General features: G+C 37.6%; 18 protein-coding genes, 3 tRNA genes and 1 riboswitch. Of the genes, 13 read left to right on the forward strand and 8 right to left on the reverse strand.

From position 1 onward, the window contains the following. Positions 1-9: 9 nt before the first annotated feature. Together HXT19_RS02025 and thiM are read right to left on the reverse strand one after the other, a co-directional pair. Positions 10-82: transfer RNA gene (locus HXT19_RS02025), tRNA-Arg, on the reverse strand. A 79-nt stretch (positions 83-161) separates the two neighbouring features. Beyond that, positions 162-1,703 carry a hydroxyethylthiazole kinase gene (thiM, locus tag HXT19_RS02030; protein WP_248898667.1) on the reverse strand — a complete coding sequence of 514 codons (1,542 nt, stop codon included), beginning with the start codon at positions 1,701-1,703 and terminating at the stop codon, positions 162-164. Beyond that, a riboswitch (TPP riboswitch) is annotated at positions 1,691-1,783 on the reverse strand. It overlaps the preceding gene by 13 nt. A 560-nt stretch (positions 1,784-2,343) precedes the next feature. On the opposite strand from thiM, the gene HXT19_RS02035 reads away from it, so the two are divergent. The 8 genes from HXT19_RS02035 (at position 2,344) to HXT19_RS02070 (ending at position 12,698) form a co-directional block, all read left to right on the forward strand. After that, positions 2,344-2,970, forward strand: a complete 627-nt coding sequence (locus HXT19_RS02035; protein ID WP_103013111.1) for a hypothetical protein — start codon at positions 2,344-2,346, stop codon at positions 2,968-2,970. Positions 2,971-3,091: 121 nt separating this feature from the next. Then, positions 3,092-3,673: a tryptophan transporter gene (locus HXT19_RS02040; protein WP_004115564.1), complete on the forward strand. Its 582-nt coding sequence runs from the start codon at positions 3,092-3,094 to the stop codon at positions 3,671-3,673. A gap of 108 nt (positions 3,674-3,781) precedes the next feature. Next, the gene (locus tag HXT19_RS02045; RefSeq protein WP_248898668.1) at positions 3,782-5,599 is read left to right on the forward strand and encodes an ABC transporter ATP-binding protein; all 1,818 of its coding nucleotides are present in this window, start codon (positions 3,782-3,784) and stop codon (positions 5,597-5,599) included. A gap of 18 nt (positions 5,600-5,617) precedes the next feature. After that, the gene (locus HXT19_RS02050) at positions 5,618-6,391 is read left to right on the forward strand and encodes an energy-coupling factor transporter transmembrane component T family protein (protein WP_004112504.1); all 774 of its coding nucleotides are present in this window, start codon (positions 5,618-5,620) and stop codon (positions 6,389-6,391) included. A 57-nt stretch (positions 6,392-6,448) separates the two neighbouring features. Beyond that, the gene (gene menA, locus HXT19_RS02055; RefSeq protein ID WP_004575089.1) at positions 6,449-7,531 is read left to right on the forward strand and encodes a 1,4-dihydroxy-2-naphthoate octaprenyltransferase; all 1,083 of its coding nucleotides are present in this window, start codon (positions 6,449-6,451) and stop codon (positions 7,529-7,531) included. A 227-nt stretch (positions 7,532-7,758) separates the two neighbouring features. Continuing rightward, positions 7,759-8,547, forward strand: coding sequence for an ANTAR domain-containing response regulator (locus HXT19_RS02060; RefSeq protein WP_004112506.1), 789 nt, complete (start codon positions 7,759-7,761; stop codon positions 8,545-8,547). A gap of 122 nt (positions 8,548-8,669) precedes the next feature. Further along, positions 8,670-11,771: a DNA polymerase I gene (gene polA / locus HXT19_RS02065; protein WP_422119729.1), complete on the forward strand. Its 3,102-nt coding sequence runs from the start codon at positions 8,670-8,672 to the stop codon at positions 11,769-11,771. A gap of 69 nt (positions 11,772-11,840) precedes the next feature. After that, positions 11,841-12,698: a Nif3-like dinuclear metal center hexameric protein gene (locus HXT19_RS02070; RefSeq protein ID WP_422119730.1), complete on the forward strand. Its 858-nt coding sequence runs from the start codon at positions 11,841-11,843 to the stop codon at positions 12,696-12,698. Between the two features lie 84 nt (positions 12,699-12,782). Here HXT19_RS02070 and HXT19_RS02075 read toward each other — a convergent pair. The 5 genes from HXT19_RS02075 to HXT19_RS02095 all read right to left on the reverse strand — a co-directional run bounded on the left by HXT19_RS02075 (position 12,783) and on the right by HXT19_RS02095 (position 18,614). Next, positions 12,783-12,869: transfer RNA gene (locus HXT19_RS02075), tRNA-Leu, on the reverse strand. A 66-nt stretch (positions 12,870-12,935) separates the two neighbouring features. Beyond that, positions 12,936-14,927 (reverse strand): FAD-binding protein, encoded by a 1,992-nt coding sequence (locus HXT19_RS02080; RefSeq protein ID WP_422119731.1) that lies wholly within the window; start codon positions 14,925-14,927, stop codon positions 12,936-12,938. 29 nt (positions 14,928-14,956) lie between these two features. Next, positions 14,957-16,471, reverse strand: coding sequence for a DNA-processing protein DprA (gene dprA / locus HXT19_RS02085; RefSeq protein WP_014554687.1), 1,515 nt, complete (start codon positions 16,469-16,471; stop codon positions 14,957-14,959). Beyond that, positions 16,468-18,153, reverse strand: coding sequence for a YifB family Mg chelatase-like AAA ATPase (locus HXT19_RS02090; protein ID WP_004574938.1), 1,686 nt, complete (start codon positions 18,151-18,153; stop codon positions 16,468-16,470). The genes dprA and HXT19_RS02090 overlap by 4 nt, the downstream gene beginning before the upstream one ends. Next, a complete protein-coding gene (locus tag HXT19_RS02095; protein WP_285064437.1) occupies positions 18,153-18,614 on the reverse strand; it encodes a YraN family protein in 462 nt (153 codons plus the stop codon). The genes HXT19_RS02090 and HXT19_RS02095 overlap by 1 nt, the downstream gene beginning before the upstream one ends. A 231-nt stretch (positions 18,615-18,845) precedes the next feature. On the opposite strand from HXT19_RS02095, the gene glgX reads away from it, so the two are divergent. Beyond that, positions 18,846-20,984 carry a glycogen debranching protein GlgX gene (gene glgX, locus HXT19_RS02100; protein ID WP_415682107.1) on the forward strand — a complete coding sequence of 713 codons (2,139 nt, stop codon included), beginning with the start codon at positions 18,846-18,848 and terminating at the stop codon, positions 20,982-20,984. A gap of 73 nt (positions 20,985-21,057) precedes the next feature. On the opposite strand, the gene HXT19_RS02105 is transcribed toward glgX, so the two are convergent. Continuing rightward, on the reverse strand, positions 21,058-22,155 hold the full coding sequence (locus HXT19_RS02105; protein ID WP_101887863.1) for an ABC transporter permease: 1,098 nt from the start codon (positions 22,153-22,155) through the stop codon (positions 21,058-21,060). A gap of 134 nt (positions 22,156-22,289) precedes the next feature. Here HXT19_RS02105 and HXT19_RS02110 point away from each other — a divergent pair. From HXT19_RS02110 to HXT19_RS02125, 4 genes are all read left to right on the forward strand, one after another. Beyond that, positions 22,290-22,363: transfer RNA gene (locus HXT19_RS02110), tRNA-Pro, on the forward strand. A 346-nt stretch (positions 22,364-22,709) separates the two neighbouring features. Beyond that, positions 22,710-23,312: an ECF transporter S component gene (locus HXT19_RS02115; protein WP_004112516.1), complete on the forward strand. Its 603-nt coding sequence runs from the start codon at positions 22,710-22,712 to the stop codon at positions 23,310-23,312. Positions 23,313-23,509: 197 nt separating this feature from the next. After that, positions 23,510-25,099, forward strand: coding sequence for an ABC transporter ATP-binding protein (locus HXT19_RS02120; protein WP_116437194.1), 1,590 nt, complete (start codon positions 23,510-23,512; stop codon positions 25,097-25,099). A gap of 2 nt (positions 25,100-25,101) precedes the next feature. Continuing rightward, positions 25,102-25,995, forward strand: a complete 894-nt coding sequence (locus HXT19_RS02125; RefSeq protein WP_004121849.1) for an energy-coupling factor transporter transmembrane component T family protein — start codon at positions 25,102-25,104, stop codon at positions 25,993-25,995. The last annotated feature ends 16 nt before the right edge of the window (positions 25,996-26,011 follow it).

The raw sequence follows: 26,011 nt of genomic DNA on the forward strand, positions 1-26,011 counted from the left end.
CATACAATGTGGGCTTAATGGGATTCGAACCCACGACCTTCTGCTCCGGAGGCAGACGCTCTATCCACTGAGCTACAAGCCCGCAACTTGTGAAAGTATACACGTTGCTAGGGATTGAAAGTATACGCTATTAGCCAATCTTTGTGACTTTAATGCATACTTTAGCGAGTTATTACGCTTTTAAGATCGCTTGCTACTTTTTTAGGATTTTCAGCGCACATGAGAGCAGATACAGTGCATACTCCATCAATGCTTAGGTCTTTGATTGGAAAAACGGTGTTTTCGTGTATTCCACCAATCGCTAGAGTTTTTACACCCATGCTGTGTGCTACTTTTGCTACTTCATTTACGCCTTCAACTCCAAGAGGAGGAACATCATGCGCCTTAGTATTTGTGGCAAATGCAGCTCCGATTCCTATAACATCAGGAAGTGGAGTATCGTTCTCTTTGCACTCTTTATATGCTTTTTCCATTAGGTCTACTCTTGCGCAAGAAAGTCCAATCATCCATTCGGCTGGCATGGATTTACGTGCTGTAACGAAAGGCGTATCTTTTTGACCAATATGCAGGTTGAATCCCAGTTTTGCTGCGGTGTCAACGTGATCGTCTATGAAAATCGGTATATCTCCATGTTTTGCTTTTATAAGTGTTTTGCGTAACTTTATGGCTTTTTCTGATATTTCAGTATCGTTGGAGTATTTATCTCGCAATTGAACTACTGTCACTCCGCCATCTATGGATTCTACTGCAACTTGTTCTTCGCTACGGTTTCCCATTCGTGGATCTGTGACTAGGTAAAGCGTCCAATCTGTTGGTTCTATGCTAAATTCAATGTTTGTTAGTTCAAACATGTTGTTTACACTTAATGTTTGCAATGCGTCGATCCACAGTGTTTTGAATGTTCCTGGTGCGGTTGTTTGTCTTGCTGCAAACGTTCCAGCTGCTGCAGCGTGCACGTGTGCAGCCACTGTTGCTGCCACTGGGCGCTCTGGGTTTGCACCCACATATGCCGCCACTAATGATCCAAGAGCGCACCCAGTTCCTACAACTTTTGTCATAGCCTTGTGTCCGCCAGTTATTCGCACTAGGCATCCGTGACCGTATACCGCGTCTTTTTCTCCAGATATTGATATTACAGATCCGTATTCTTTTGCCAGTTTTTTGGCTGCTTCTAGCGCGGAGTTTACTGGATCTTGCGCATCTACGCCTTTCATCTGACTGTTTTGCCCAACTAAAGCTAATATTTCGCTTGCGTTCGCTCGTATTACTGTTGGGTTTCGTTTTACTATTTCTCTTACAAATTTTGTTCTAGTGGTTAATTCGTCTACTCCAACTCCAACTGGATCTAGTACCCAAGGAGTTTGTGTTTCTTCGCAAGTTTCTATTGCTTTGCGTATGGCTTTGCCTTTTATCTCTTCGAATGTTCCAACATTTACTAGAACGCCTGACGCTATTTTTGCAATGCCTGCTGCTTCATCTGGGTCGCATACCATTATTGGCGTAGCTCCTGCGGAAAGTAGTACATTTGCTGTTATTTCTTGAACAATATTGTTTGTTATGCAATGAGTTAGTGGCTTCTTTGCTCTCACTCTTTCTATGCATGATCTAACGTCATTTAGAAACATTCGTCTTCTTGCGCGAACGCTAAAACTTGTATCTATATTTGTATCTATATTTGCATTTGATTCGTTTAATTCTTCCATGATTTTCCCTTCGCTAGCACTACCTAGATCAGGTTTAACGGGTGTAATCTCAGCGTTTTTACGCACCCCGAACCGACTTTGACTATATCGTTTGTGTATGACGTTTGGCTATGTAATATTTTATTTCGCGCGTTTTGCGTTGTTTCGCTTGAAATTTCGGGGATGATTGAAGATTATTGTTTTGGATTTTATAAAATTTTTCCATTAATTTTTTATTTTTGTTTGCATTTGTACTTTTATAGTGTTAGCATCAAACACAACACAAACGGATATCGTAAATTTTACGATTTACGATTTTGGATTTGTGATTGACCACATTAAGCGTTTAGCTTTGCAGCTAAGTATTAAGGAGGCGGCTATCATGCGTAACATGAATGCTCAAGCTCGCGATACTTTTGATGCTGCTCGTATGTGGTGGTGGCAGACTTCTCTTTGGCGTAGTTTACTCTAAAGCTTTAGAAGCTGCTTGTTTAGGCTTGTAAAAGACCTCTAGGGTAAACCTGGAGGTCTTTTTTATATCTCCAGAAAGCCAAATCTATTTGGATTAATTTTACGTCTAAAACAAATCTATAAACATAAAAAACAATTAAAAAATTGTTTAAAACAATCAACATAAAAATCTACATAAAAGGAGAAAATCATGGCTCAGGAAATTAATGAAACTAAGCAGGAAACCTCATTTACTTCTGCTGAATCTAGTGTTAATCAGGCTTCGGATTTACTTAAAGGTGTAAATGTTAAAAAGCATGCTTTAGATATTACGTCTTTGGTGTTGGTGGCTGTTCTTTTTGCAGCAGGATGTATTCTTGACTTTACAGTTGCAAAAGCGCTTTCGATTGGAAATATTCAGCCAGAGTTTGTAATTGCATCGTTCTGCCTTGCGATTTTGTTGGTTCGTCCAAATGTTATTCAGGGTGCGATTATTGGTGCTTTGGCTGCGACTTTAATTCAATTTAACACTTCAATTCCTGGTCTTGAATACGCTTGCGATATTCCAGCAGCAATTATTATGACTTTGATGTTGATGGGTTATTTAAAGGCTTTTCCTAAGGATGCTGCTAGAAAGTTCAGTATTTTCCCATTAATTTCTTCCTTTATTGCAACTGTTATTTCTGGAATGATTTTTGCAACAATCGCATCTTTCTTTATTCTTCACTCTCCAAACACTGTTCTTGTTATGCTTCCAATCATTTTGGGTACTGCTGTGTTTAATGCTGTTGTTGTTGAAGTTCTTTACACTCCAATTCGACTCGTTCTACACAAGTAAATCAGAATTGAAAAATAATTAAACAAATTAATTTAAATCAATATAAATAAATATCAAAACATATATAAATAACAAAAGTCGATAATTAAAACTTGATTATCGCAACTTAAAGGAGAAGATTATGAATCAGGAAATTAACGAACATGAAGGTAATATGCTTAATGCTGTAAGTATTAAAAAGCACGCTTTAGATATTACGTCTTTAGTGTTGGTGGCTGTTCTTTTTGCAGCAGGATGCATTCTTGACTTTACAGTTGCAAAAGCGCTTTCAATTGGAAATATTAAACCAAACTTCTTAATCGCATCATTCTGCCTTGCGATTTTGTTGGTTCGTCCAAATGTTATTCAGGGTGCGATTATTGGTGCTTTGGCTGCAACTTTAATGCAATTTAACGCATCTATTCCTGGTCTTAATTATGTTTGCGATATTCCAGCAGCAATTGTTATGACTTTGATGATTATGGCTTATGTCCGCGTTTTCCCTAAGGATGCTGCTAGAAAGTTCAGTATTTTCCCACTTATAGCAACTTTTATAACCACAGTTGTTTCTGGTTTAATATTTGCATCTACTGCATCTTTCTTTGTTCTTCATTCTCCTAAGACGATTCTTGTTATGCTTCCAATCATTTTGGGAACTGCTGTGTTTAATGCTGTTGTTGTTGAAGTTCTTTACACTCCAATTCGACTCGTTCTACACAAGTAAGTATTTGAATTTATTTTAGATGATATTCAGTAAGTCATATAATCGTCAGAGAGTAATCAATAAGTAATGTTCATAGTATTGTTGGGTTTTTAAGAGTTAGGAATTGTTGTGTCTTTGCTTGAGCTTAGGGAAGTATCTTTTAAATATTTGAATCATAATAAGGATGATTCTTTAGACTCTGCAAAGGCACAAGATTCCACTTTTGCCTTGAACAATATAAGCCTTAGTATTGAAGCTGGCGAATTTGTTGGAATTATTGGACCATCTGGATCTGGTAAAACAACTCTTGCCTCTATTTTCTCTGGTGCTATTCCTCATCATTATTCTGGAGAACTTTCTGGAATCGTTAAGATTGCAGGTCAAGAAACTAAAAATCTTGCTTTAACTAATATAGCCTGCTTAATTGGATCAGTTATCCAAGATATTGATGCGCAAATGGTGGCTGCAAACGTAGAAGATGAGATTCTTTTTGGTCTAGAAAACTTTGGTGTTGCACACAATGAAATACCGAATCGAATCGATGAAGCTTTACAAATTGTTGGCATTAGTGATTTGCGCAACCGCGATTTAGACACTCTTTCTGGAGGTCAAAAGCAGAAAGTTGCGATTGCTGCTATTCTTGCGCTAAAACCTAAAGTTATGGTGTTAGATGAGCCTACGTGCGCTTTAGACCCTGTTTCTTCTAAAATGATTTTTTCGATTCTTAAAGATTTGAATAAGAATTTTGGAATAACGGTTGTTGTAATTGAGCAGAAAGTGGCGCTTTTAAGCGAGTATTGCAAGCGTTTGGTTGTGCTTTCTAATGGCACTTTATCACTGGATTTGCCTGTTGGACAAGCGCTAAAAAATATGGATTTGCTTTATTCTATTGGAATAAATTATCCGCGCACTACACATTTGGTTAATGATTTACAGCGTGAGAGTGTTTGCTCTAAAAGCGATTTGCCTGTGTCTGTAGAAGATACAGTAAATACTATTCTTAATACGATTAATAGTGGAAATTCTTTAGTTTCACATGATGATTCACATAGTGAATGCGATGAAGATAAATGTGCGGCTGCTTTCGACTTTTCCAATGCATCGCAAAACTTAGCACAAAATTCTTCACCATGTCTTTCTTTGCAAAATGTTAGTTTTTCATATCCGAGTGGTGTTAGTGCTTTAGAAAACGTGTCTTTTGACGCTTATCCTGGGGAGCTTGTAACTCTTGTTGGAAGAAATGGTGCTGGAAAAACAACTGTTACTAAGATAATAAACGGTTTGCTTAAGCCAAATAGTGGAAGTATTTTTATTGATGGCAAAAATACTAGCAACATGAAAATAAGCCAAATTGCCCACTATGTTTCGACTCTTTTCCAGAATCCAGATCGTCAGCTTTGTAAAGATACTATTTTAGAAGAAGTAGCGTTTAGTTGTATTCTTTTAGGTGAGTCTGTTAAAGAAGCTAATGATCATGCTATGCAAGTGATTGAAAAGCTTAATTTAGATCCTAATTCTAGCCCTTTTATGCTTTCTAGAGGTCAGCGTCAGATGGTTGCTTTGGCTGCAACTGTTGTAACTAAACCTAAGATTCTTGTGTTAGATGAGCCTACTTGCGGACTGGATTACATGGAATGCTTGAGAATTATGCAAGTTGTAGAAGACCTTAGAGACCATGGTTGTTGCGTAATAATGGTTTGTCACGATATGGAAGTGGTTCTTGATTTTGCAACGCGTTTAATCGTAGTAAATGATGGACATATTCTTGAAGACGGAAGCATAAGCCATGTGTTTGAGAATAAGAGTATTTGCGATGAAGCTGCTTTATGTGCTCCTCTTTTGTGCGCTGTATCTCAGGGCTTAGTTAAAAATGGTTTTGCTAAGTGTAAAGGATTGTATAAGAGAGATATGTTGGTTAATGCTCTTAAAAAGAGTTGCAATTTGTAAAACAAATGGGTGATTTTTATGCAAACTAAGATTCTTACTTATAATGCTGGTTCAACTTTCTTGCACAAGGCAAATCCTATTGCAAAACTTATATTAGCTATAAGCGTTGTTGTGTCTGCTTTTATAGCTCAACAATTTAGCGTTCTTGTAACTATTGCAGTATTGATTCTTGTTGCTATGGCTATGGCTGGGATTCTTAAAACTCTGTTTCCTCTTGTGCGCGCAATGCTTATTCTCGGCGTTGTAATGTTCTTTTTGCAAACGATTATTGCTCAGGGTGGAAATTATATGTTCTTGTGGTTTACATCAAGAGGAATTTCTGTTGCTGCAAGAGCATCTTTGAGACTATTCTGTTTTGCTTTGCCTCTTGTTAGCGTTCTTAGCATTACAAAATTGAACGATTTAGCTAATGCTGTTGTTCAATATCTACATGTTCCTTACTGTTATGTTTTTACTATTACTACAGCTGTGCGTTTTGTTCCTATTTTTGCGTACGAAATGTCTCAGATTACGGAAGCTCAAATGGCAAGAGGAGTTGAGTTCGATACTAAGAATCCTTTTAAAAAGATTAAGCTGATGATGCCTTTGATTGTGCCTCTTTTGGTTTTGTCTGTTCGTAAAGCCGATAGTTGTGCTTTGGCTGCGGAAGAACGTGGATTCTATTTGCGCACTCGTAAGTCATCTTATAAAAAGTACACTTTTGGATGGCGTGGGCTTGTTCTTATTGTAATATCTGCGATTATGATTGCTTTGCCTATAGTTGTGTCTATATTAGCTCCACAAATTATTTAAAATAGTTTAAACTAATCTAGAATAAGTTAAAAAATTCTAGAATCTAGGCGATTTTTGATGAATAATTTAAAGGTTTGGCTTAAAGGTGCAAGACTTTATACTCTTCCAATCGGAATAGTGCCAGTTATTATGGCGATTTCGATTTTTGCAAGATATTTATTCAGTGGTCAAATACTTGTAAAACCTTATAATATTGAAAATTTTGTTATTCAATCACTATTGTGTATAGGTGTTGCTGCTTTTATGCAGATTTCAGTGAACTATGCGAATGATTATTGTGATGGTTTGCGCGGATTAGATGATCAAAGATCTAATAGAGATTTAGGCGATAAAACATTGTGTGATGTGTCTTGGAGACTTGCAGACGCTGGTATTAAACCAAAATCAGTTTTGTATGCTGTTTGCATATCTGCCTTAGTATCATGCGTTTTTGGGTTAATCATTACTGTTAGAAGTGGAATTTGGATATTTATTCTTCTTGGACTAGTTTGTCTTATGGGAGCGTGGTTTTATGCGGGAGGATCGCATCCTTACGGTTACCGTGGTTGGGGAGAATTTAGTGCGTTTTTGTTCTTTGGACCTGTTGCTTTTCTAGGAACATTGTGTGCTCTTAGTTTTGGAAGTGGTTTTCCTAAAGAATCAATAACAACGGCAAGCGTTCCACAAATTGTGTTTTGTGTGTTATTGTCCATCATTCCAGGCGGGTTCTCTGCTTGTCTTATGATGATTAACAATTTAAGGGATATAGAAAGTGATACAAAACACGCAAAATTTACAGCAATGTCAATTGTTGGGGAGAATATAGGGCGAATTATATTCGTTTCTGTTGTAATTATGTTTACACTTCTGCAGTGTGTTTATGTTTTTCTTAATATATTTTTTGCTAAGTTTATGACAATAATTTGGAATGTAGCCAGATTGAATAAAAATGCTTTCAGAATAAATTGCTTCTTGTTTAATCAGGGTGTGTTTATTGTTTGCTGCATTTTGTTATTATTGCTTACCTACATGTTTATTAAAAAAGCGTATTCGCTAGCATATGCGGTTATATGTGGGAATTATGCTAATGCTTTTCCAATATGCGTATCTTTAGCAATGCTTGGTTCTTTGACTTTTGTATTGTCAATATTTGCATGCTAGCTTTACCGCATTAAAAAGCGGTTTATAATGTATTTTATACATGCGTACTAGTAAAATCGTATGGCAACGCGCACGGTGTGCTTTTAGTGTTTGTGCAATGAATATGCATGATGCTGGTTCACGCAATGACCGCAAAGCTGGCGTGTATTAGAGTGTGCAAAATGTGTGTTGGTGGAATACATAGCGCTGTTGCCTTGTGTTTTAGGGTAAGGAAATGAGGTTGTAAAATGTCTGCTGTAACCAGCGATGAAGAGATGGGGAAGTCGCCAGTTGTGCTTACCGATGATGAGTTGCGAGATGCGGCTGAGTTGTCTACTCCTAAAAAAGACGATGATAACAGTGAAAGCAAAAAAGAAAATGCTGAAAAAACTGTTGTAGTTGCAGAAGACGAGGCAGTGAACCGTATGGATCTTGTAGCAATGTTGGAAGATAATGGCTACAAGGTTGTAGGACAAGCAGCTAATGGAGAAGAAGCGGTTAATCTTACTCGTCAATTCCATCCAGATGTTGTTTGCATGGACGTTAAGATGCCAGTAGTAGATGGTATTCAAGCGGCTGCCACTATTTGTGACGAGAATATTGCTCCAGTTGTTATGCTCACTGCTTTTTCTCAATCTGATTTAGTTAAGAGAGCTACTGGCGCTGGTGCTATGGCTTATGTTACAAAGCCGTATGAGGAGTCAAAACTTTTACCTGCTCTAGAAGTAGCTATGGGTAGGTTTAGTGAAATTAACGATTTATTAGATAGTGTTGAGCGTACTGAAAATAAGCTACAGGATGCGCAAGATCAGCTTCGTAAAGCAGAAGAGAAGCTTAGGAAGGCTGAAGATACTCTTGAAGAGCGTAAGCTTGTAGACAGGGCAAAAGGTTTGCTTATGGACAAGGCTGGATTCTCGGAACAGGGTGCTTTCCGCTGGATTCAAAAAACTTCTATGGATCAGCGTATTCCAAAGAAGCGTCTTGCTTTGGCTATTATTGCTAAGTATGGTGAAGAAAAACCATCTGCAGAAGCGTAAACAGTATTTCAAAGCATTATTTAAAAACAATATTTTGTAGTTGTTACAATTAATGGTTGTGACAGCTATGGTAAATAATTTCATAAAAAATTTATTTTACGAGAACGCAGGTGGGTAGTTAAGTGAATGCCAGCATCGTTGCAAACGAGGATTCTTTGAATAATGAGGATGAAAATGGAACGTTGTTGGTGGTAGATGGCCACTCACTTGCGTTTCGTGCTTTTTACGCAATATCTGCGGATAATTTTTCAACAAAATCTGGTTTTGCAACCAATGCAATATGGGGTTTTTCAACAATGCTTTCTCAGGTTATTGAAAAAGAAAAACCAGATAAGCTTGCTGTTGCTTTTGATGTTAAAGGCGGAACTTTTAGGAATAAACTTTTGCCGCAATATAAAGGAACTCGAGAAGCTGCACCAGAAGAGCTTCTAGCTCAACTTCCTGTTATACAAGAATTGCTCAATGCATTAGGTGTTAAATATATTACAAAACAGGGTTATGAAGGCGACGATATTATTGCAACCTTAGCCACAATGGGCGCTAAAGCTAAATATAAGACTCTTGTTCTTTCTGGAGATCGTGATGCGTTCCAACTTATTGATGAATATATAAATGTTTTGTATCCAGGCAGGCATTTTAAAGATTTAAAACAAATGGATACTGATGCGATTATTGAAAAATATAATGTTACGCCTAAGCAATATTCAGATTTAGCAGCGCTTAGAGGAGAAACTTCCGATAATATTCCAGGTGTTCCTGGCGTAGGCGATGGTTATGCAGCAAAGTGGATTAATCAATTCGGTGGATTAGAAGGCATTATAGAACACGCGGATCAGGTGACTGGCAAAAAAGGTGAGTCTTTGCGAGAAAGCATAGATCAGATTCGTCTGAATAAGAAAGTAAATACTCTTGTTAAAGATTTAGATCTTGGTGTTAGTATTAATGATCTTGAATTTGGAAATGTTGATGCCACGTCAGTTGGCGAATTATTTGAAAGACTCGAATTTGGTACTCGCAGTAGAAGGAAGATTTTAAAAGAATTTACGCGTGGAAGCAAAGAGCTTTTAGAAGAGAACATTAAGATGATGATTTCTGCTGGAAGCACTCATGCTGGCAGTGATGTTAGTTCTACAGAGTCTGATAATTCAGATGATTTAGAGGATTTCAAAACTATAGTAGATAAAATAAATATTCATAAAATTTATTCAGAATCTGATTTAGATAATTGGATTAATCTCGTTTCACCATGTATTGAGAAAAGTGAGTCAAATGGATCGTCAGAATTAGTTAAAGAGAATACGGAATATAAATCTAAAGCAACCGTAGATTTGTTTGAATTACTTGAGTCTCAAGAAAAACCTTCTTTAAATCTTATAAGAAATGATTTAGAGTGTGCAAAAACTATTAAAGATCACAAAGAACTAGTTATATATGCATTGCAAAAACCAAATAATAGTAGTCAGTTTGGTATTTATGCAGATGTGCTAGTAATGCTATCGCAAAATAATGCTGCAATTGTGTATTCTGATGTTCTTAATGGGGATTCTAGCGAAGATTGTAATAAAATCTGCCACAAGCTAAAAGATTTCATAAAAATGTATGAATCTTCAATTGTTTTGCATGACTACAAAAAACATATAGCTCTTCTTAAATCGCTGAAAATTGTAGATAATAATTACTCTTTTAATCCATTACTTGACACTCGTTTAGCATCTTATTTGATAGAACCAGATTTTCGCAATGAAAATATTGAAGATATGGCGGAACATGTTCTAAATATTCATGTAGAAAATGAAAAATCTAATGAAGAGCCTGCACAAGGAGAGCTTGATTTTGTTTTAGAAGATAGTGATAATTCTGAAGAGTTAAATCAAGAAGAGGATAAGCGTAAAAAGCAAGAAAAGCGTATTTTGGAAACTGCTATAACAATAAGATTGTTGGCAAAGCAATATGCTATAAAACTAGATGAACGTAAACAAACAGGATTAATGGTCGATGTCGAAATGCCTGTTTCTAGGGTCTTAAGAGGCATGGAAGATGCAGGTGCTGCCGTAGATATGAACAGGCTCGTATCTATGAGAGATAATTTTGCGGCAGAAGCTCAATTTGCGCAAAAAATGGCTTTGGATGTAGCAAACAAGCCGATAAATTTGCAAAGTCCTAAGCAGCTTCAACAATTGCTATTTGAGGATATGGGTTTAAAGCCTACAAGAAGAACGAAAAGTGGATCTTATACTACTAATGCAGAAGCATTGCAAGAATTATATGCAAAAATTGATCCGGATGAAAAAGCTAGTCAATTCTTAGGGGCTTTGCTAAAACATCGTGAGACAAACAAGTTAAAGCAGATTGTACAGAGTCTTATTGATTCTGCAAGATATGAAGATGGCAGGATTCATACCACTTTTGAACAAACTATTGCAGCTACTGGGCGTTTAAGTTCTTCGGACCCAAATTTGCAAAATATACCGAATAGGAATGTGGTCGGTAGGGAAATTAGAGCTGCTTTTATTCCAGGAAATCAATACGATCAGCTTATGAGTTGTGATTATTCTCAAGTAGAGCTTAGAATTATGGCTCATGCTTCTGCAGATGAAACACTTATTAAAGCTTTTAAGTCTGGTGTTGATTTTCATAAGTTTGTAGCAAGCTTGGTTTATAAGATTCCAGTTGAACAAGTTAGCCCAGATCAGAGATCGCATGTTAAAGCAATGAGTTACGGATTGGCATATGGGCTTAGTACTTATGGTTTAGCAAAACAGCTTTCTATTAGTCCTGCTGCTGCAGAAGTTCTTAAAGAAAAGTATTTCGATACTTTTGGTGGCGTGCATGACTATTTGGAGTCTTTAGTAGATAAAGCTAGAAAGCTTGGATATACTCAAACGATGTTTGGTCGTAGAAGGTATTTTCCTAAGCTAAATTCCACGAATAGAGCATCTCGTGAATCTGCAGAGCGAGCAGCTTTAAATGCTCCTATTCAAGGAAGTGCTGCAGATATTATGAAGCTTGCAATGATTCAAGTAGATAAGGATTTGCGAGAAGCTAAAGTAAAAAGTCGTGTGATTTTGCAAATTCACGATGAACTTGTTCTCGAAATAGCACATGGCGAAGCAGATATTGTAGAAAATATTGTTAAAAACGCTATGGAACATACTGTTGAGCTAGACGTTCCGCTTAATGTGTCTACTGGATTGGGAGCTGACTGGCAGCTTGCTGCTCACTGATTTTATTTGTGAGAATTATTGTAAAGCCCGCTGTAGGTTTATTGTAGGTTTATTATAAAGGTGTAAAATATGGCAACTTTAGTTGATGTTGTTAATGTTTTAGAAGACTTGTATCCTCTAAATCTTGCTGAATCTTGGGATAATCCTGGACTAATTGTTGGAAATCCTATGGATAATGTGAATAAGATAGTTTGTTTATCTGATCCAACTTTAGAAGCTGTTGAAGAATCATGCAAAATGGGTGCTAATTTGATTGTTTCTCATCATCCTTTATTCTTTAGGTCAGTTCATGAAGTTTCTGGTTTTTCTGTTCGAGGAAAAATAGTTCAGACACTTATTGAAAATCATTGTGGCTTGTGGGTTGGTCACACTAATGCGGACGCGGCTTTTAGGGGAGTGGCAGATGCTGCAGCTAATGCTTTTGGTCTTAAAGATTTGCATCCTCTTGTTCCAGCAAGTAATAATGACCTTTCTCTTGGTCTTGGTAGAGTTGGAGTGCTTGAACAAAAAATCACGCTTAAAGAGTTTGCTATGCGCGTTTTTAACGCTTTGCCTACTACTAAGCTAGGTGTTCAAGTGTGTGGAGATATTAATGCTATGGTTAGTAAAATAGCTGTTCTTCCAGGTTCAGGTGATTCTTTATTTGATGAAGTTCGCGCTTGCGGAGCAGATGTGTATGTAACAAGTGATTTAAGGCATCATCCTGCAACGGACGCGTACGAGCAAGCTGTGTATGAAGCGAAATTAGAAAATTCTAATATTATTAAGCCCATGCTTATAAACACTCCTCATAGTGCCATTGAGTCGTTGTGGTTTAAGTATGCTGTGCAAGATGTTCATGATTCTATATACAAGAATTTTGGTGAATCGTTGGATGTTTCTTGGATTGGTAGAGCTTTTGACCCTTGGAATTATGTGATTAATTAGAGTGATTGATCAGCGCGATTAGCGGATATTATGAATATGAAAAACAGAAAAGTCTTGCTGATTTCTCAGCAAGACTTCATTCCGTGTCCGGAGCGGGACTTGAACCCGCACGCCTGTACAAATAGGCACTAGCACCTCAAGCTAGCGCGTCTACCATTCCGCCACCCGGACGGGTGTTTTAGACAACAGATAGAACTATAACATCTTTTTTAACTCTTTGCTTCGGCGTGTTGAAAATTAATCTATTTTTGTCATAATTTTGTTAATTTCATCCTTATTTTGATGATTAATAGGCTTGTTTGGGTCAAAATCGACAATTATTACTGGAATATTTTGTACTTCACCGCTTGAATCCACTATAGAATGTTGTGGATTTTGATTGTTATTACGTTTTGGATAGTCCAATCTTGTGAATGCTCCACGAGATTCATGTCTTGCAAGTGATGCTTGCAGAACCGATTTTGCAAGCGTAATCATGTTTTGTAATTCCCAAATAGCAATTAGCTCTTGATTAAAAACAAGATTTTGTGAATGTAAAATAAGAATTTTAGCTTGCGGAATAATAATCGTATCGATTTTTTGCAAAGCATCTTTAAGGGTATTTTCACTGCACCTAACCGCTGCAGCATTTTCCATAATATTTTCTAGTTTTTCTAGTAGATTATATGGGTTTGTTGTGTTGCTAGATGTACTTGTATTTTGAATAAGACCGATTATCTCTTGTACACGATTTTCTGATAATTTGTCTAGATTTTCAAAAGTATTAGGAGTGCTATCGTATACATTTTTTGATGTATCTGCTGTATGTTCCTCGTGTTTTTCCTGACTTTTCTCCTGACTTTGTTCTTTTAATTCTTTTGCAATAGACTTACCAGCTAGTTTTCCGAACAGGCATGCATCAAGAAGAGAGTTTCCACCAAGGCGATTGGCTCCATGTACTCCCGAGCATGCGCATTCTCCTGCGGCATATAATCCTATTATTCTCTGTTTTTTATTATTAACCAGTTTATAAACCTGTCCGTTAAGTGATATGGGTATTCCCCCCATCGTGTAATGCGCTGTAGGTCTAATAGGTATAAGATCTTTTGATGGATCAAGATGAGCGTATTTTTCAATAGTTTCTACAACCTGTGGAAGAGCGCTCAGCATATGTTGCTTTTCTATACGAGTCATATCTAGCCATACGCAATCTTTTCTATCAATGTTGCTAGTAGTATCTTCAACGCCTCTTAAAGCATCTATCTCTGATACAATCGACCTGCTTACTACATCTCTTGGAGCTAAATCCGCATGCGTATCATCGTAGTTTTTCATAAATGCTTCATTCTTGCAATTCCTAAGAACTCCGCCTTCTCCTCGAGCTGCTTCCGAAAGCAATATTCCAGTATGAGCTAGACCAGTCGGATGGAATTGTATGAACTCTATGTCTTCTAGTTGCAATCCTGCGTTTAGTGCTAAAGACATTCCGTCCCCAGTTAAATCCCAGGAATTAGATGTTGTTGAAAATAGTCTTCCAGCTCCACCAGTTGCTATAAGAACATTTCTTGCACATATTTTTTCTACTTTTCCACTTTTTTCGTTTAGCGCGATTATGCCCTCTACGCTATTAGATTTGTGGTTTATAGCAAGGTCTGTTACATAAATATCTTCTTCAATTTTAATATTTTCCTCTATGCATTTTTGCCATAGGCTGTATAGAATTTGGTGTCCAATTCTGTCTGCAGCGTACGCAGCTCGTCTAATTGGCTGCTGACCGAAGTCGGCAGTATGCCCACCAAAAAATCTTTGATTAATATGACCATCTTCTGTTCTAGAAAAGGCAACTCCAAAGTGTTCTAGTTCAATAACTGTATCTCTAGCTTCTTTTGCTAGCATTTTTGCTGCGTCTTGATCGCTTAACCAGTCTCCACCGTGAACGGTGTCGTAATAGTGCCATTGCCAGAAATCTTTTTCTATGTTTCCTAATGATGCTGCGATTCCACCTTCGGCAGAACCTGTATGAGACCTTAACGCTTGAAGCTTGCAAATCACTAATATTTTAGGCTGTTTTCCTTGAGATTTTAGCGTTTTATATTCTTCAGATTTCACTAATCCCAGTGCTGCAGAAAGTCCTGCTGCTCCTGCGCCGATAATCACAACATCGTATGATGATTGCTCTACTTGTATTTGCACAGTTTTTTCTTTAACTGTAGTAGTATTTTCTTTTTGCTGACTCAAGTTTGACTGCATAACATTTATTTTCTCATATTTTCTGCTTTTTATTTAAGATTTTTCCTATTTAAACTAAAAACACCATTTTGGTTTTTGACTATTCCATTTAATTCAAGAATTGCTATTTCTCCAGAAATCTTAGATATTGAAAAATCATTATTTGAGTTTGTATGAAGCATGATTGCGTGTATATTGTCAATGTTTGCGCATATTTTTTTGCTCTTACACTCTTGAATTGCTTTCAATACAATTTTTTGAAAATCATTACACGTATCTGGAATAATATTGTTATTGCTTAAAGAGTGTGGCAAATAATGGTGGGAATTAGGATAGATACTATCTATATCATTTTGTGAACATATCATCATAGCTTTTCCATCGTGAATAAGCATATTGCATCCAGCATTACTCGGTGATGTTACATCTCCTGGAACAGAATAAATCTCGCGATTTAAGCTATTCGCCCAGTTTGCTGTGTTTAAAGCTCCAGATCGTAATCGTGCTTGAGATACTATTACCTTGCTAGCAATAGCCGCAATAAGGCGATTTCTGAGTAAGAATCTACGTGCAACAGGAGTAGTGTCTGGACATAGTTCACTAATACATGCTCCGCCGCTAGAAAGAATCGCATCAAAAAGTTGAGCATTGCTTGAAGGTCCCATTTTGTTCAAACCTCCAGCAAAAACAACAATTGTTTTGCCAACAGGATTAACATTTGCTACATGAGAGTCTAAAGCATCCAAGGTTCCCCAATGAGCTGCAGCGTCAATACCATAAGCTCCGCCAGAAATAACTGTGTGCCCCTTTTTAGCGCACGATTTAGCGAATGTAAAGCTAAGCTCGTATCCGTAGTCATTGCAACCTCTAGAGCCAACAATCGCAAGTGGCTGATTACATTGAATAAGCGCGTTGGGATCTCCAATTCCCCACAAACACAATGGGGGAGCTACTTGGCATTGGGTTGCTAAATCTTGTAGCTGTTTTGGCCAATATTTACTGTTTGGTGAAATAATCCATTGCGTTCCGTTAGAACTAAACCATCTTTTAAGTTGATTTGAATCCCAAGAAGGCAATTGTTTTAGTCTTAAACACCATTTTTTAATGGATCTGTGTAATATATCAAAATTGTTAATAGCAATTTTATTGTCAGCATTATTGCTTCCCCATATTTTAAGACCTTTCAGAAAATATTCTTCTAAAACAGAAACTTTTGAGTGATTTTTTATAATGTTAAGAATTTTTCCATTATTTTCTAAATCATCTAAATTCGATTTAGTCTGGTTTTCTAAAGATCCGTCTATGTAAAAATCATCTTGACAGCAGCCATTTTGCAGATTTAATTCTAGCTGCTTGTTTTTTGTTTTACCAATAGATTCACTTATAGATTCGCAAATAAGGTGAAGTGCTTCCACAATACTGCCAGTGTTTACTGACCCTATTACAAGTGTGTACATTATTGCATCTGCGCCATCAATACAAAATGTGAGTATTGCGCGCGATAAAGTATCGTTATCTATTCTGTAAGTATTGTTGTTGCCATTTATGCTACTAATATTGTTCATATTCTGGTCCTTAAACTAATTGCCTGAGCCATGTCAGTTAAATCTGGAGAAGTGTGCCCATAAAGATCAGCTAAAGTCCATGCAAGCCTTAAAGCTCGATCTGCTCCGCGTAAACTCAACTTGTGGTTTTCAAGTGATTTATTAATCAACTCAATAGCGTATTTAGATGTGTATTTTCTAAGCCATGTTCCAGACGCTTGAGCGTTACAACTCCATCCGAGTTTTCTAAAACGATTTTGAGCAACCAGCCTTGCGTTTTTTACGTTTTCTCGCATCATTGCACTAGTTAGAATTTTTTCTGACATTTGACTAGATCCATGTTCTGATTGCGCTTTTGAAGTAATAATTTTTTCTACAGGTGGAACATCCATTTGAATATCAATCCTGTCTAGAATTGGTCCAGAAAGTCTAGAAAAATAACGTATTCGTTCCTTCTCTTTGCATGTGCATCGTTCGCCATTGCCATAGGCGTATCCGCATGGGCATGGATTTGCTGCGATAACAAGTTGGAATTTAGCAGGATATAATGTTGTTCCTTTAGATCTTGAAACAGCTATATGACCAGATTCCAATGGTTCTCTAAGAGTTTGCAAAACTCTTGGTGAGAATTCTGGAGCTTCATCCATAAACAAAACTCCACAATGTGCACGAGTTATTATTCCAGGCTTGGCTAGACCTGCGCCTCCTCCTATAAGAGATGCTGCAGAAGATGTATGATGAGGTGCCTCAAAAGGCGGAACATCTGTTATTCCATAGTATGGTAGTGTTCCGCAAAGTGACCTAATAGATGCCACTTCAAGCTGTTCTTGTTCGTTTAGTGGGCACATGATGCTTGGCATTCTAGATGCCAGCATAGTTTTACCAGATCCTGGAGGTCCAATCATCATAACGTGGTGTCCGCCAGCTGCAGCTACTTGCAATGCCCACTTTGTGTGTTCTTGCCCTAATACTTCCGACATATCACCGATTTCTCCTAGCGGATTGGCGCTTTTTATTGGATCAACATTATCCGTATTATTCATGTTTGAAGTCGTATTATCGTTAAGTGCTGATTTGGAATAGAGTCTTGTATTATCGATTTCTTTAATATGAAGATGATCATAAGGGTTAATTGCTTTTAATGCTCGTTCTCTGTTCTTTTCGGCAATCGGTCTAGCCTTGTTTTCTAATTTCCCGTTTAGTTCGTCTACCAAATCTAAAATGTGTTTAATCCCAATTACTTCAATTCCATTTATCAGCTTGGCTTCTGAAAGATTTTCGTAGGGAATAATCATTTTTGTAATATTTTTTTGCTTGGCATATAAACAAATTGGTAGCATGCCTTGAATTGGTAGAACTGACCCATCTAAGTTAAGTTCTCCTAAAATAATCGTATTTTCTAGCTCGTTAAGTGGAATAATTCCTCTAGCACTAAGTATGCTTGCTGCAATTGCAAGATCGTAAGATGCTCCACTTTTTGGCATAGACGCAGGTGAAAGATTCACTGTTAACCTTGTTTCTGGCCATTCGCAGCGTAAAGACGTATATGCTGATTTAACTCGTTCTCTCGCCTCGCTTAAAGAGGTGTCAGGAAGACCAATAATAGAGAATCCTGGCAATCCACTAGATATGAATGCCTGCAATTGTATTGTAAAGGCTTTCAAACCCAGTAATCCTACAGATAATGCGTTTCCAATAACCATTAGAATGCTCCTAAAATGTGACGTAGTTGAATATTTTTATCTTTTGAAATTAGTATTGATACAACGTCGAATCGTATTTTTCTGTGTTTAAAAAAGTTGTGCTCGTCTAACCACTTAAATCCAGCTTTATGTGTTTTTAAGCATTTTTCGTTTGTTACTGCTTCTAGTGGAGTTCCAAATCTTACGCTTCGTCTCGTTTTTACTTCTATGAATACAATTCTTCCAAACGGATCCATCATCACAACATCAAGCTCTCCAAAACGACTATGCCAATTTCTGTCTAATAGAATCCAATTTTTAAGAATTAGTTTTAGAGATGTGTATTCTTCTCCAAGATTTCCTATTGTTTTATTAGGGATTGAAAAATCGCATAGTTCTACTTCAATTTCTGCTATGCGATTTAAAATTTCTTCTTTTAATCCCACGCCATCCGTGCAATATTCGTTTTGCTTATATGTCATATTGCTATTTCATCAACACTAAAAACGAATTACCAGATTTTTCAATCAATGTGGTTAAAGGATGTTTTTGGCGTGTTGCGTTGGTTTTAAAGGGAAATTAGCACATAAATATAATTCATATTTTTTTTTATTATGCGTTAATTGTGATTATTTTTAAATCTTTTTCATCTTTTATAAAGAATCGCCTACGGTATTAATGAAAACTATATAAATATATGCAATACTTGAATTATGCAAATTAGACCAGGTTCTATGTATCCGCTTGGAGCTACCTACGACGGTGCAGGCGTGAACTTCGCATTGTTCTCTGAGGTGGCAAAGCATGTTGAGCTATGCTTGTTCGATGAGCAAGACAATGAGACTCGCATCGATATGACCGAGCAGAATTCTTACGTTTGGCATACTTACATATCTGGAATACAGCCAGGGCAGAGATACGGTTATCGTGTGCATGGACCGTATGATCCAAATCATGGATTATGGTGTAATCCAAACAAACTTCTTTTGGACCCTTATGCAAAGGCAATAGAAGGCAATATTGACGGTGACGAAAGCCTATTTTCGTATTGGTTTGCTAATCCAGATGATTTAGCCGCAATGAACACTTTGGATTCTGCAGATCACACTATGAAAGCAGCTGTTATTAACCCATATTTTGATTGGGGTAACGACCAGCATCCAATGATTCCGTACCACGATAGCGTGATTTACGAGGCTCATGTTAGAGGAATGACGAATTTAAATCGTAATGTTCCTCCAGAAATTCGTGGAACATACGCAGGTTTAGCTCATCCAAGTGTAATATCTTACTTAAAAAAGCTTGGTATTACTGCTATTGAACTTATGCCTATCCACCAGTTTGTAAATGATTCTTTCTTGCAAAATAAGGGATTAAGCAATTATTGGGGATATAATACCATTGGATTCTTTGCTCCTCAGAATTCGTACTCGAGTTCTGGACAACGCGGCGAGCAAGTTAACGAATTCAAGGCAATGGTTAAGGCGTACCATGCTGCAGGAATGGAAGTTATTCTAGACGTTGTTTATAATCATACCGCTGAAGGAAACGATAGAGGTCCAACCTTAAGCTTCCGCGGAATCGACAATCGCGCATACTATCGTCTTGTAGATAACGATCAGAGACATTACTTCGATACTACTGGTACTGGAAATTCGCTTCTTATGCGTTCTCCTAAAGCATTGCGACTAATCACAGACAGCTTGCGCTATTGGGTAACTGAAATGCACGTAGACGGATTCCGATTTGACTTGGCAGCAACGCTTGCTCGTCAATTCCAAGAAGTAGATAAGCTTTCTGCATTCTTTGACATTATTGAGCAGGATCCTATTATTTCTAGCGTAAAACTTATTGCAGAGCCTTGGGATATTGGCGTAGGAGGATATCAAGTTGGAGGATTCCCTCCAAGCTGGTCCGAGTGGAATGGTCGCTACCGCGATTGCGTACGCGATTTTTGGCGCTCGCAGCCTTCAACTTTGCCTGAATTTGCAAGCCGACTTATGGGAAGCTCGGATTTGTATGAGCAAAATGGACGTAAGCCTGTAGCTTCTGTGAACTTTATTACCGCTCACGATGGTTTTACTATGAACGATTTGGTGAGCTATAACGAAAAGCATAATGAAGCGAATAAAGAAGGCAATAACGACGGTGCTAACGATAATCGTTCGTGGAATTGTGGAGTAGAAGGTCCTACTAATATTCACGATGTTAACGAACTTCGTCAACGTCAAATGCGAAACCTGTTCTCAACTTTGTTGATGAGCCAGGGCATTCCTATGATTTGCGCTGGTGACGAGATTATGCGTACTCAAAATGGAAACAACAACGCATATTGCCAAGATAATACTATTTCTTGGATTAATTGGGATTTTAATTCCACACAAAAAGATATGTTTGATTTTGTTTCTAAGCTTATTCATTTAAGACTAGATCATCCTGTTCTTCACAGGCGTAGATTCTTTACTGGTCGAGAACCAGGGGATGATGTTTCAGAGATTCCACAAGTAGAATGGTTTGATCATACTGGTTCTGTTATGGATATGGAGGCATGGAGTAATACTCATGCTCTTTCGGTAATGATTTATTTGAATGGTTCAGATATTCCAGAAACCGATTGGTATGGAAGCAGAATGGTAGATAATGACTTCCTTCTTATTTTCAATGCGCATTATGAGCCTATAACATTTACTTTGCCAGATAAGAATTATGGTGAAAAGTGGACTCTTGTTGTGGACACTCATAATCCAAAAGGACCGCAATTGCATTATGAATCAGGATTCAATATTGTTGCTCAATCGCGAAGTTTCCTTCTGCTTATGAGCGAAAATCAAGAAGAAAATAATCTAGCATAAAAATATTCATATATAAAACTAATTGAGGCTTAGATTCTAAAAACTAGATTCTAAGCCTCAACTTTTTTATTGATTAATCTATATCATATTGAATATTGTTTTTAGAATGTTCATTTATTTTAATTTGCAAACGGTCGCTTTGCATTGCAGCGACCTGTCTTGAAAATACTATTATCCATCCTAAAAAGAGTAAACAAGATAATGCTTCTACATTAGTTAATGTGTTATGACCCTGCACCCATTGGTTTCCAACCCATGCGGTAAGGACTACTGCTAAATCTGAAGCTACGTAGAATGTTTTAGAAAGTCTAGGAGCAAGCCAAGGAAGGCAAATAAGCATAGTGCAAATAAGACCAGTAACACCTCTTGCACATAAATCATGTATAACTGGGTGAGGAGTGTATCTAAATGTTCCTATGCCAATAAACGCAATTCCCCCCAAAATTAGTAATGTAGCCATAATGGTGGTTCTAGTTTTAAAGTGTTTTGTAATATTAGTGTCTTTATGTTGCAAAATTTCTTTCTGAGTGGCAACGAACTCTGTTATAGCAAAGTAGCTTGTAATAATAATGCATATTCCAGATAAAATCAGCGTAGCATTAAACATGCTTGCAGCAAATGTTGTTTTATCTCCTAGTTGAGAGAAGTTATTGTTGTACCAATATGGGTCGTCGGATGTCAATCCAGCTGTTGCTGCACCAGAAATCACAAATAGTGGTAGCAGTGATGCAACGGTTTTCGCCTCTAAGAGTTCCGCTTGAACCAGAGTTGCGTATCCAACAATTCCACTTAAAGCACAACAAAGTACAGGAAGATAACTGTTTACTGCGCTTCTTCCAATAATGCTATTGATTATAGAAAGCAGAGCGAAAGACATAAGCAGCATTGTTGCGCCATAAATCGTAGATAATGCGATTATTTCAAAAGCATGTTTTGCAATTTGTAGCCAATTCTTTTTAAGTATTTCTTTGTGTGTTCTTAAATATCCGACTACAAAAGTACACATGCTGCAAATAGCCACTATTCCAGATGCTACCGTAAATAATCGTTGCGTAACTTGCCAAATCGCTGGCATAGTTTTCATGTATACAGACATTACGACTATGCTGAATATTGCACAAGCTAAAAAAGCTATTAATCCAGCCGCTTCTGCACGCTGAAAACGCCCCATGCTAACCTCTAAAATCTATCGCCTATTTTCAATGCTATTTATATTCTATCGCGCGTGTTGCAAATTTGCGTTTGTCTGCGATGTGCGCTATTGTAGTTGATTGTGCTTGGAGCTGGTAGTCAGCTTGGAAGCCTCGGGGTGTAGCGCAGTTTGGTAGCGCGCCTGCTTTGGGAGCAGGATGTCGCAGGTTCGAATCCTGTCACCCCGACTTTTTTGTATTCGCTTGTATTTGCTTGTTTTTGTGTAATTTTTAATCAAACTGTGTACGTAGTTGTGTACTTATATAAATGTGCTTATACAAAATTGCGTATTTGCATTTTCAACACTTACTATACAAAAAAGTACTCTATGTGTATTCTTGAAAAGGTGAGTTTTTGATGCATTATTTGCGTTGGATTCTTACATTGTGATTATAAATATTTGACTCGGGAGCCGTTTCTGGCTGAGAGGAAGCGAAAGCTTCGACCGATTGAACGTGTGCTAAGTAATGTTAGCAACGGATGTCGCTCTTTTCCCGTGCCCAAATCTTTCAATATTGAAGAAAGGCACTTATTATGACTAATGTTTCAATGGAACATTCTAATCGCTGGCGTATTCTTGATATCGTCATAGCTGCTATTATCGCTGTTGCATCTGGCGTATTATTCTGGGCTTGGGATATTGTGTGCGCAGCTCCTACTAATCTTTTTGCAAGCCTGTTGCCTGGTGCTGAAGGTTTATCTAATGGTTTTTGGCTTTTTGCTGGACCTTTAGCTGCAATAATCGTGCGTAAGCCTGGTGCTGCATTGTTTGCTGAAACTCTTGCTGCTTTTGTGGAACTTATGTTAGGAAATCAATGGGGTGTTGGCGGATCGTTAATCGTCGGCATTATTCAAGGTGTTGGCGCTGAACTTGCATTCATTTTCTTTATGTATAAAACATGGAATTTGCTTTCCACTGCAATATCTGGATCGTTAGCAGGCGTAGCTTGCTTTATTTATAATTGGGTTAGCGGCGGTCAAGGCTGGAGTACTCAGTATATTGTTGCAAATCTAATTACTTCTATTATTTCTGGTTTTATTGTTGCAGGCGTTGTAGTGTGGTTTGTTCAAAAGGCATTAGCTGCAACGGGCGTGCTTGATCGTTTTGAATCAGGCCGTCCTCAAGCATTAGTGTGAGTTATATCTAAATACTCATTGCAACTTGTAAACTATCGTGTTTTGTGTAAAGAGTACAAAACACGGTAGTTTACTCGTATGACGCTTATATTTTGTATTTGTTTTACTCTATATTTTTGAAATTGTGTTATGCAATTTTTATATTTTAGATTTTGCTATGCAATGAAAATTTTGCTATGCAATGAAAGTTTGTTTGTATGCAATTTGTGAATAAAACTGAATGGACTCCAGCTAGTGTAGTTGCTAAAGACTGGGGTTGGAGACACGCTACTCGCAAAGATTTTGTGTTGAGGAATGTAAATATTGATATTAAGCCTGGTGAACATGTGTTGCTTTTAGGTGCTTCTGGCGCTGGAAAAAGCACATTTATGGCTGGTTTAGCAGGTGTTTTAGGCGATGAAACAGAAGGCATGGAAGAAGGTAGCCTTCTAATCGGTGGTGTTCATGCTAGGGATGCTCGTGGAAAAGTTGGACTTGTTATGCAAGATCCAGATTCACAAATCATTCTTGAAAGAGTAGGCGACGATGTAGCTTTTGGAAGTGAGAATCTTGGAGTTGATAGCGAAGAGACTTGGAATCGCGTAAAGCTTTCGCTAAAAGCTGTTGGTTTAGACAATATTACTCAAGGAAGTCAGGGTCTTAGACGCTCAACACAATCTTTATCTGGAGGCCAAAGGCAACGTCTTGCTTTAGCAGGAGTGCTTGCAATGCATCCTGGATTGCTGCTTTTAGATGAGCCTACAGCTAATCTTGATCCTGAAGGTGTTCAGCAAGTGCATGATGCTGTAGCGAATATTCTTAAAAAAACAGGTTCTACAATGATTGTAGTTGAACATCATATTGATGTGTGGCTGGATTTGATTGATAGAGTTATTGTTATTGGAAAAAATGAAAATAATAATGATTCAAATGTAGGATGCGTTATTGCAGACGGCAAACCTGAGGATGTTTTTGAAAAATATGGCGATATGCTTGCAAAAGGTGGTGCTTGGGTTCCAGGAAGAACAGTTAAATCTTTTGCTCCTAAACATTGCGATGGCAGAATTAATGGCGAAATCGATGGCAAAATCAAAGATACGGAAGAATCTGTTGCGCTCTATACTAATGATTGCTCTTTTGGAAGAACTTTGCCACTAGCGGAACATGTTAATGTAGCTTTTCGTTTTGGTGAAGTAACTGCTTTAATGGGACCTAATGGTGCTGGTAAAACTACGCTAGCGTTAACGCTTGCAGGCTTGTTAAAACCAATTGCTGGCAGTGTGTGCATGATGGAAAAGTATGTGCCAAAACGACGTAAAAATAATCTTTTTACTTGGAAAAGTCAAGAATTATTAGGGCGAGTTGGCATGGTGTTTCAGGAGCCAGAACATCAATTCATAACATCTTCTGTAAGAGATGAAGTTGCTGTAGGGCCTAAAAAGCAAGGAAAAAGCGAAAAGGAATCTTACGATATTGCCGATAGCATGCTTGAACGTATGGATTTGAAGCGTTTTGCTCTTGCTAATCCTTACACATTATCTGGAGGAGAAAAACGTAGACTTTCTGTAGCTACGCTTTTAGCTGCTGCTCCGCGTGTTGTTATTATGGATGAGCCTACTTTTGGACAAGATTTTAAAACTTGGACAGCAATGGTAAAACTTATTGCGCAAATCCGCGATAGTGGCTCAGCGGTGATTATGGTTACTCACGATGATGAGCTTGTAAAGTCTTTAGAGGCAAGAGTAATAAGAGTTGAGTACGAAAAAATCGTAGAGTCCGCTCATAACTATAGCGAAGGGAATGAGTAGAAGTGAATAAAACTAGTAGTGCAGAAGAATCGTCTAGTATTAAAGTTAAAGACTTTGAAAGTTTATTAAAAGTTTCGCATATTGATGTAACAGCGTCTTCTAAACGTTTAGAAAGTGAACGACTAGTTTCGCCTTCTTGGTTTATTCGTAAGCTTAATCCAATAAGTCGTTTTATTGGAGCGTTATTACTTTGCTTGCCTATGTTTGTTACATTAGATATTGTTTCTGCTTCTATTGCATTTGGTTTAGATATACTGTTATTTGCAATTGCTGGAGTAACTCCTTGGTATGTTTTACGCCATACTTGGCCAGTTTGGATTGCTGCTTCTGGTAGCTTTATATCTGTGCTTTTATATGGCCAAAGTTCTGGAGATGATATATTTAAGTTTGGCTGGATGCATATAAGCCAAGGATCATTGTATTTGGCAATTTGTACGTTTGTTCGTGTTGCATCTGTAGCAGTTCCAGGCGTTATATTAGCCATTGGATTAGATCCAACTGATTTAGCAGATGGATTAGTGCAGATTTTGCATTTTTCTCCACGATTTGTGTACGGAGCATTAGCCGGATTGAGAATGTTTAGTCTATTGCAAAATGATTGGCGTGCTTTTGGTTTAGCTCGCAGGTCTCGTGGTATATCGGATGGTAAAGCGTTACAGCGCATGCTTTCGCAATCTTTTGGTTTGCTCGTGTTATCTATTCGCAGAGGTACGAAACTTGCTACAGCTATGGAAGCTAGGGCTTTTGGCAGTAGTATTAAACGCGCTCCAGCACGAAAATCGAAGTTAACAGCATACGATTGGATATTTTATGTAATTTGCATTGCTGTTCCTGCTATTGCTTTATATGCTTCAATACAAACAGGATATTGGCATAATGCGTTTATTCATATGTAAAGCATTGTGAAAATTA

Origin of the sequence: Gardnerella sp. DNF00038 (genome assembly GCF_049262855.1) — a bacterium.
Taxonomy (GTDB): Bacteria; Actinomycetota; Actinomycetes; order Actinomycetales; family Bifidobacteriaceae; genus Bifidobacterium; species Bifidobacterium vaginale.

Coding starts and splice junctions, on each gene's coding strand:
- thiM (WP_248898667.1), bottom strand. CDS start 1,703: ATGGAAGAATTAAACGAATCAAATGCAAATATAGATACAAATATAGAT.
- HXT19_RS02035 (WP_103013111.1), top strand. CDS start 2,344: ATGGCTCAGGAAATTAATGAAACTAAGCAGGAAACCTCATTTACTTCT.
- HXT19_RS02040 (WP_004115564.1), top strand. CDS start 3,092: ATGAATCAGGAAATTAACGAACATGAAGGTAATATGCTTAATGCTGTA.
- HXT19_RS02050 (WP_004112504.1), top strand. CDS start 5,618: ATGCAAACTAAGATTCTTACTTATAATGCTGGTTCAACTTTCTTGCAC.
- menA (WP_004575089.1), top strand. CDS start 6,449: ATGAATAATTTAAAGGTTTGGCTTAAAGGTGCAAGACTTTATACTCTT.
- HXT19_RS02060 (WP_004112506.1), top strand. CDS start 7,759: ATGTCTGCTGTAACCAGCGATGAAGAGATGGGGAAGTCGCCAGTTGTG.
- HXT19_RS02070 (WP_422119730.1), top strand. CDS start 11,841: ATGGCAACTTTAGTTGATGTTGTTAATGTTTTAGAAGACTTGTATCCT.
- HXT19_RS02080 (WP_422119731.1), bottom strand. CDS start 14,927: ATGCAGTCAAACTTGAGTCAGCAAAAAGAAAATACTACTACAGTTAAA.
- dprA (WP_014554687.1), bottom strand. CDS start 16,471: ATGAACAATATTAGTAGCATAAATGGCAACAACAATACTTACAGAATA.
- HXT19_RS02090 (WP_004574938.1), bottom strand. CDS start 18,153: ATGGTTATTGGAAACGCATTATCTGTAGGATTACTGGGTTTGAAAGCC.
- HXT19_RS02095 (WP_285064437.1), bottom strand. CDS start 18,614: ATGACATATAAGCAAAACGAATATTGCACGGATGGCGTGGGATTAAAA.
- glgX (WP_415682107.1), top strand. CDS start 18,846: ATGCAAATTAGACCAGGTTCTATGTATCCGCTTGGAGCTACCTACGAC.
- HXT19_RS02105 (WP_101887863.1), bottom strand. CDS start 22,155: ATGGGGCGTTTTCAGCGTGCAGAAGCGGCTGGATTAATAGCTTTTTTA.
- HXT19_RS02115 (WP_004112516.1), top strand. CDS start 22,710: ATGACTAATGTTTCAATGGAACATTCTAATCGCTGGCGTATTCTTGAT.
- HXT19_RS02120 (WP_116437194.1), top strand. CDS start 23,510: ATGCAATTTGTGAATAAAACTGAATGGACTCCAGCTAGTGTAGTTGCT.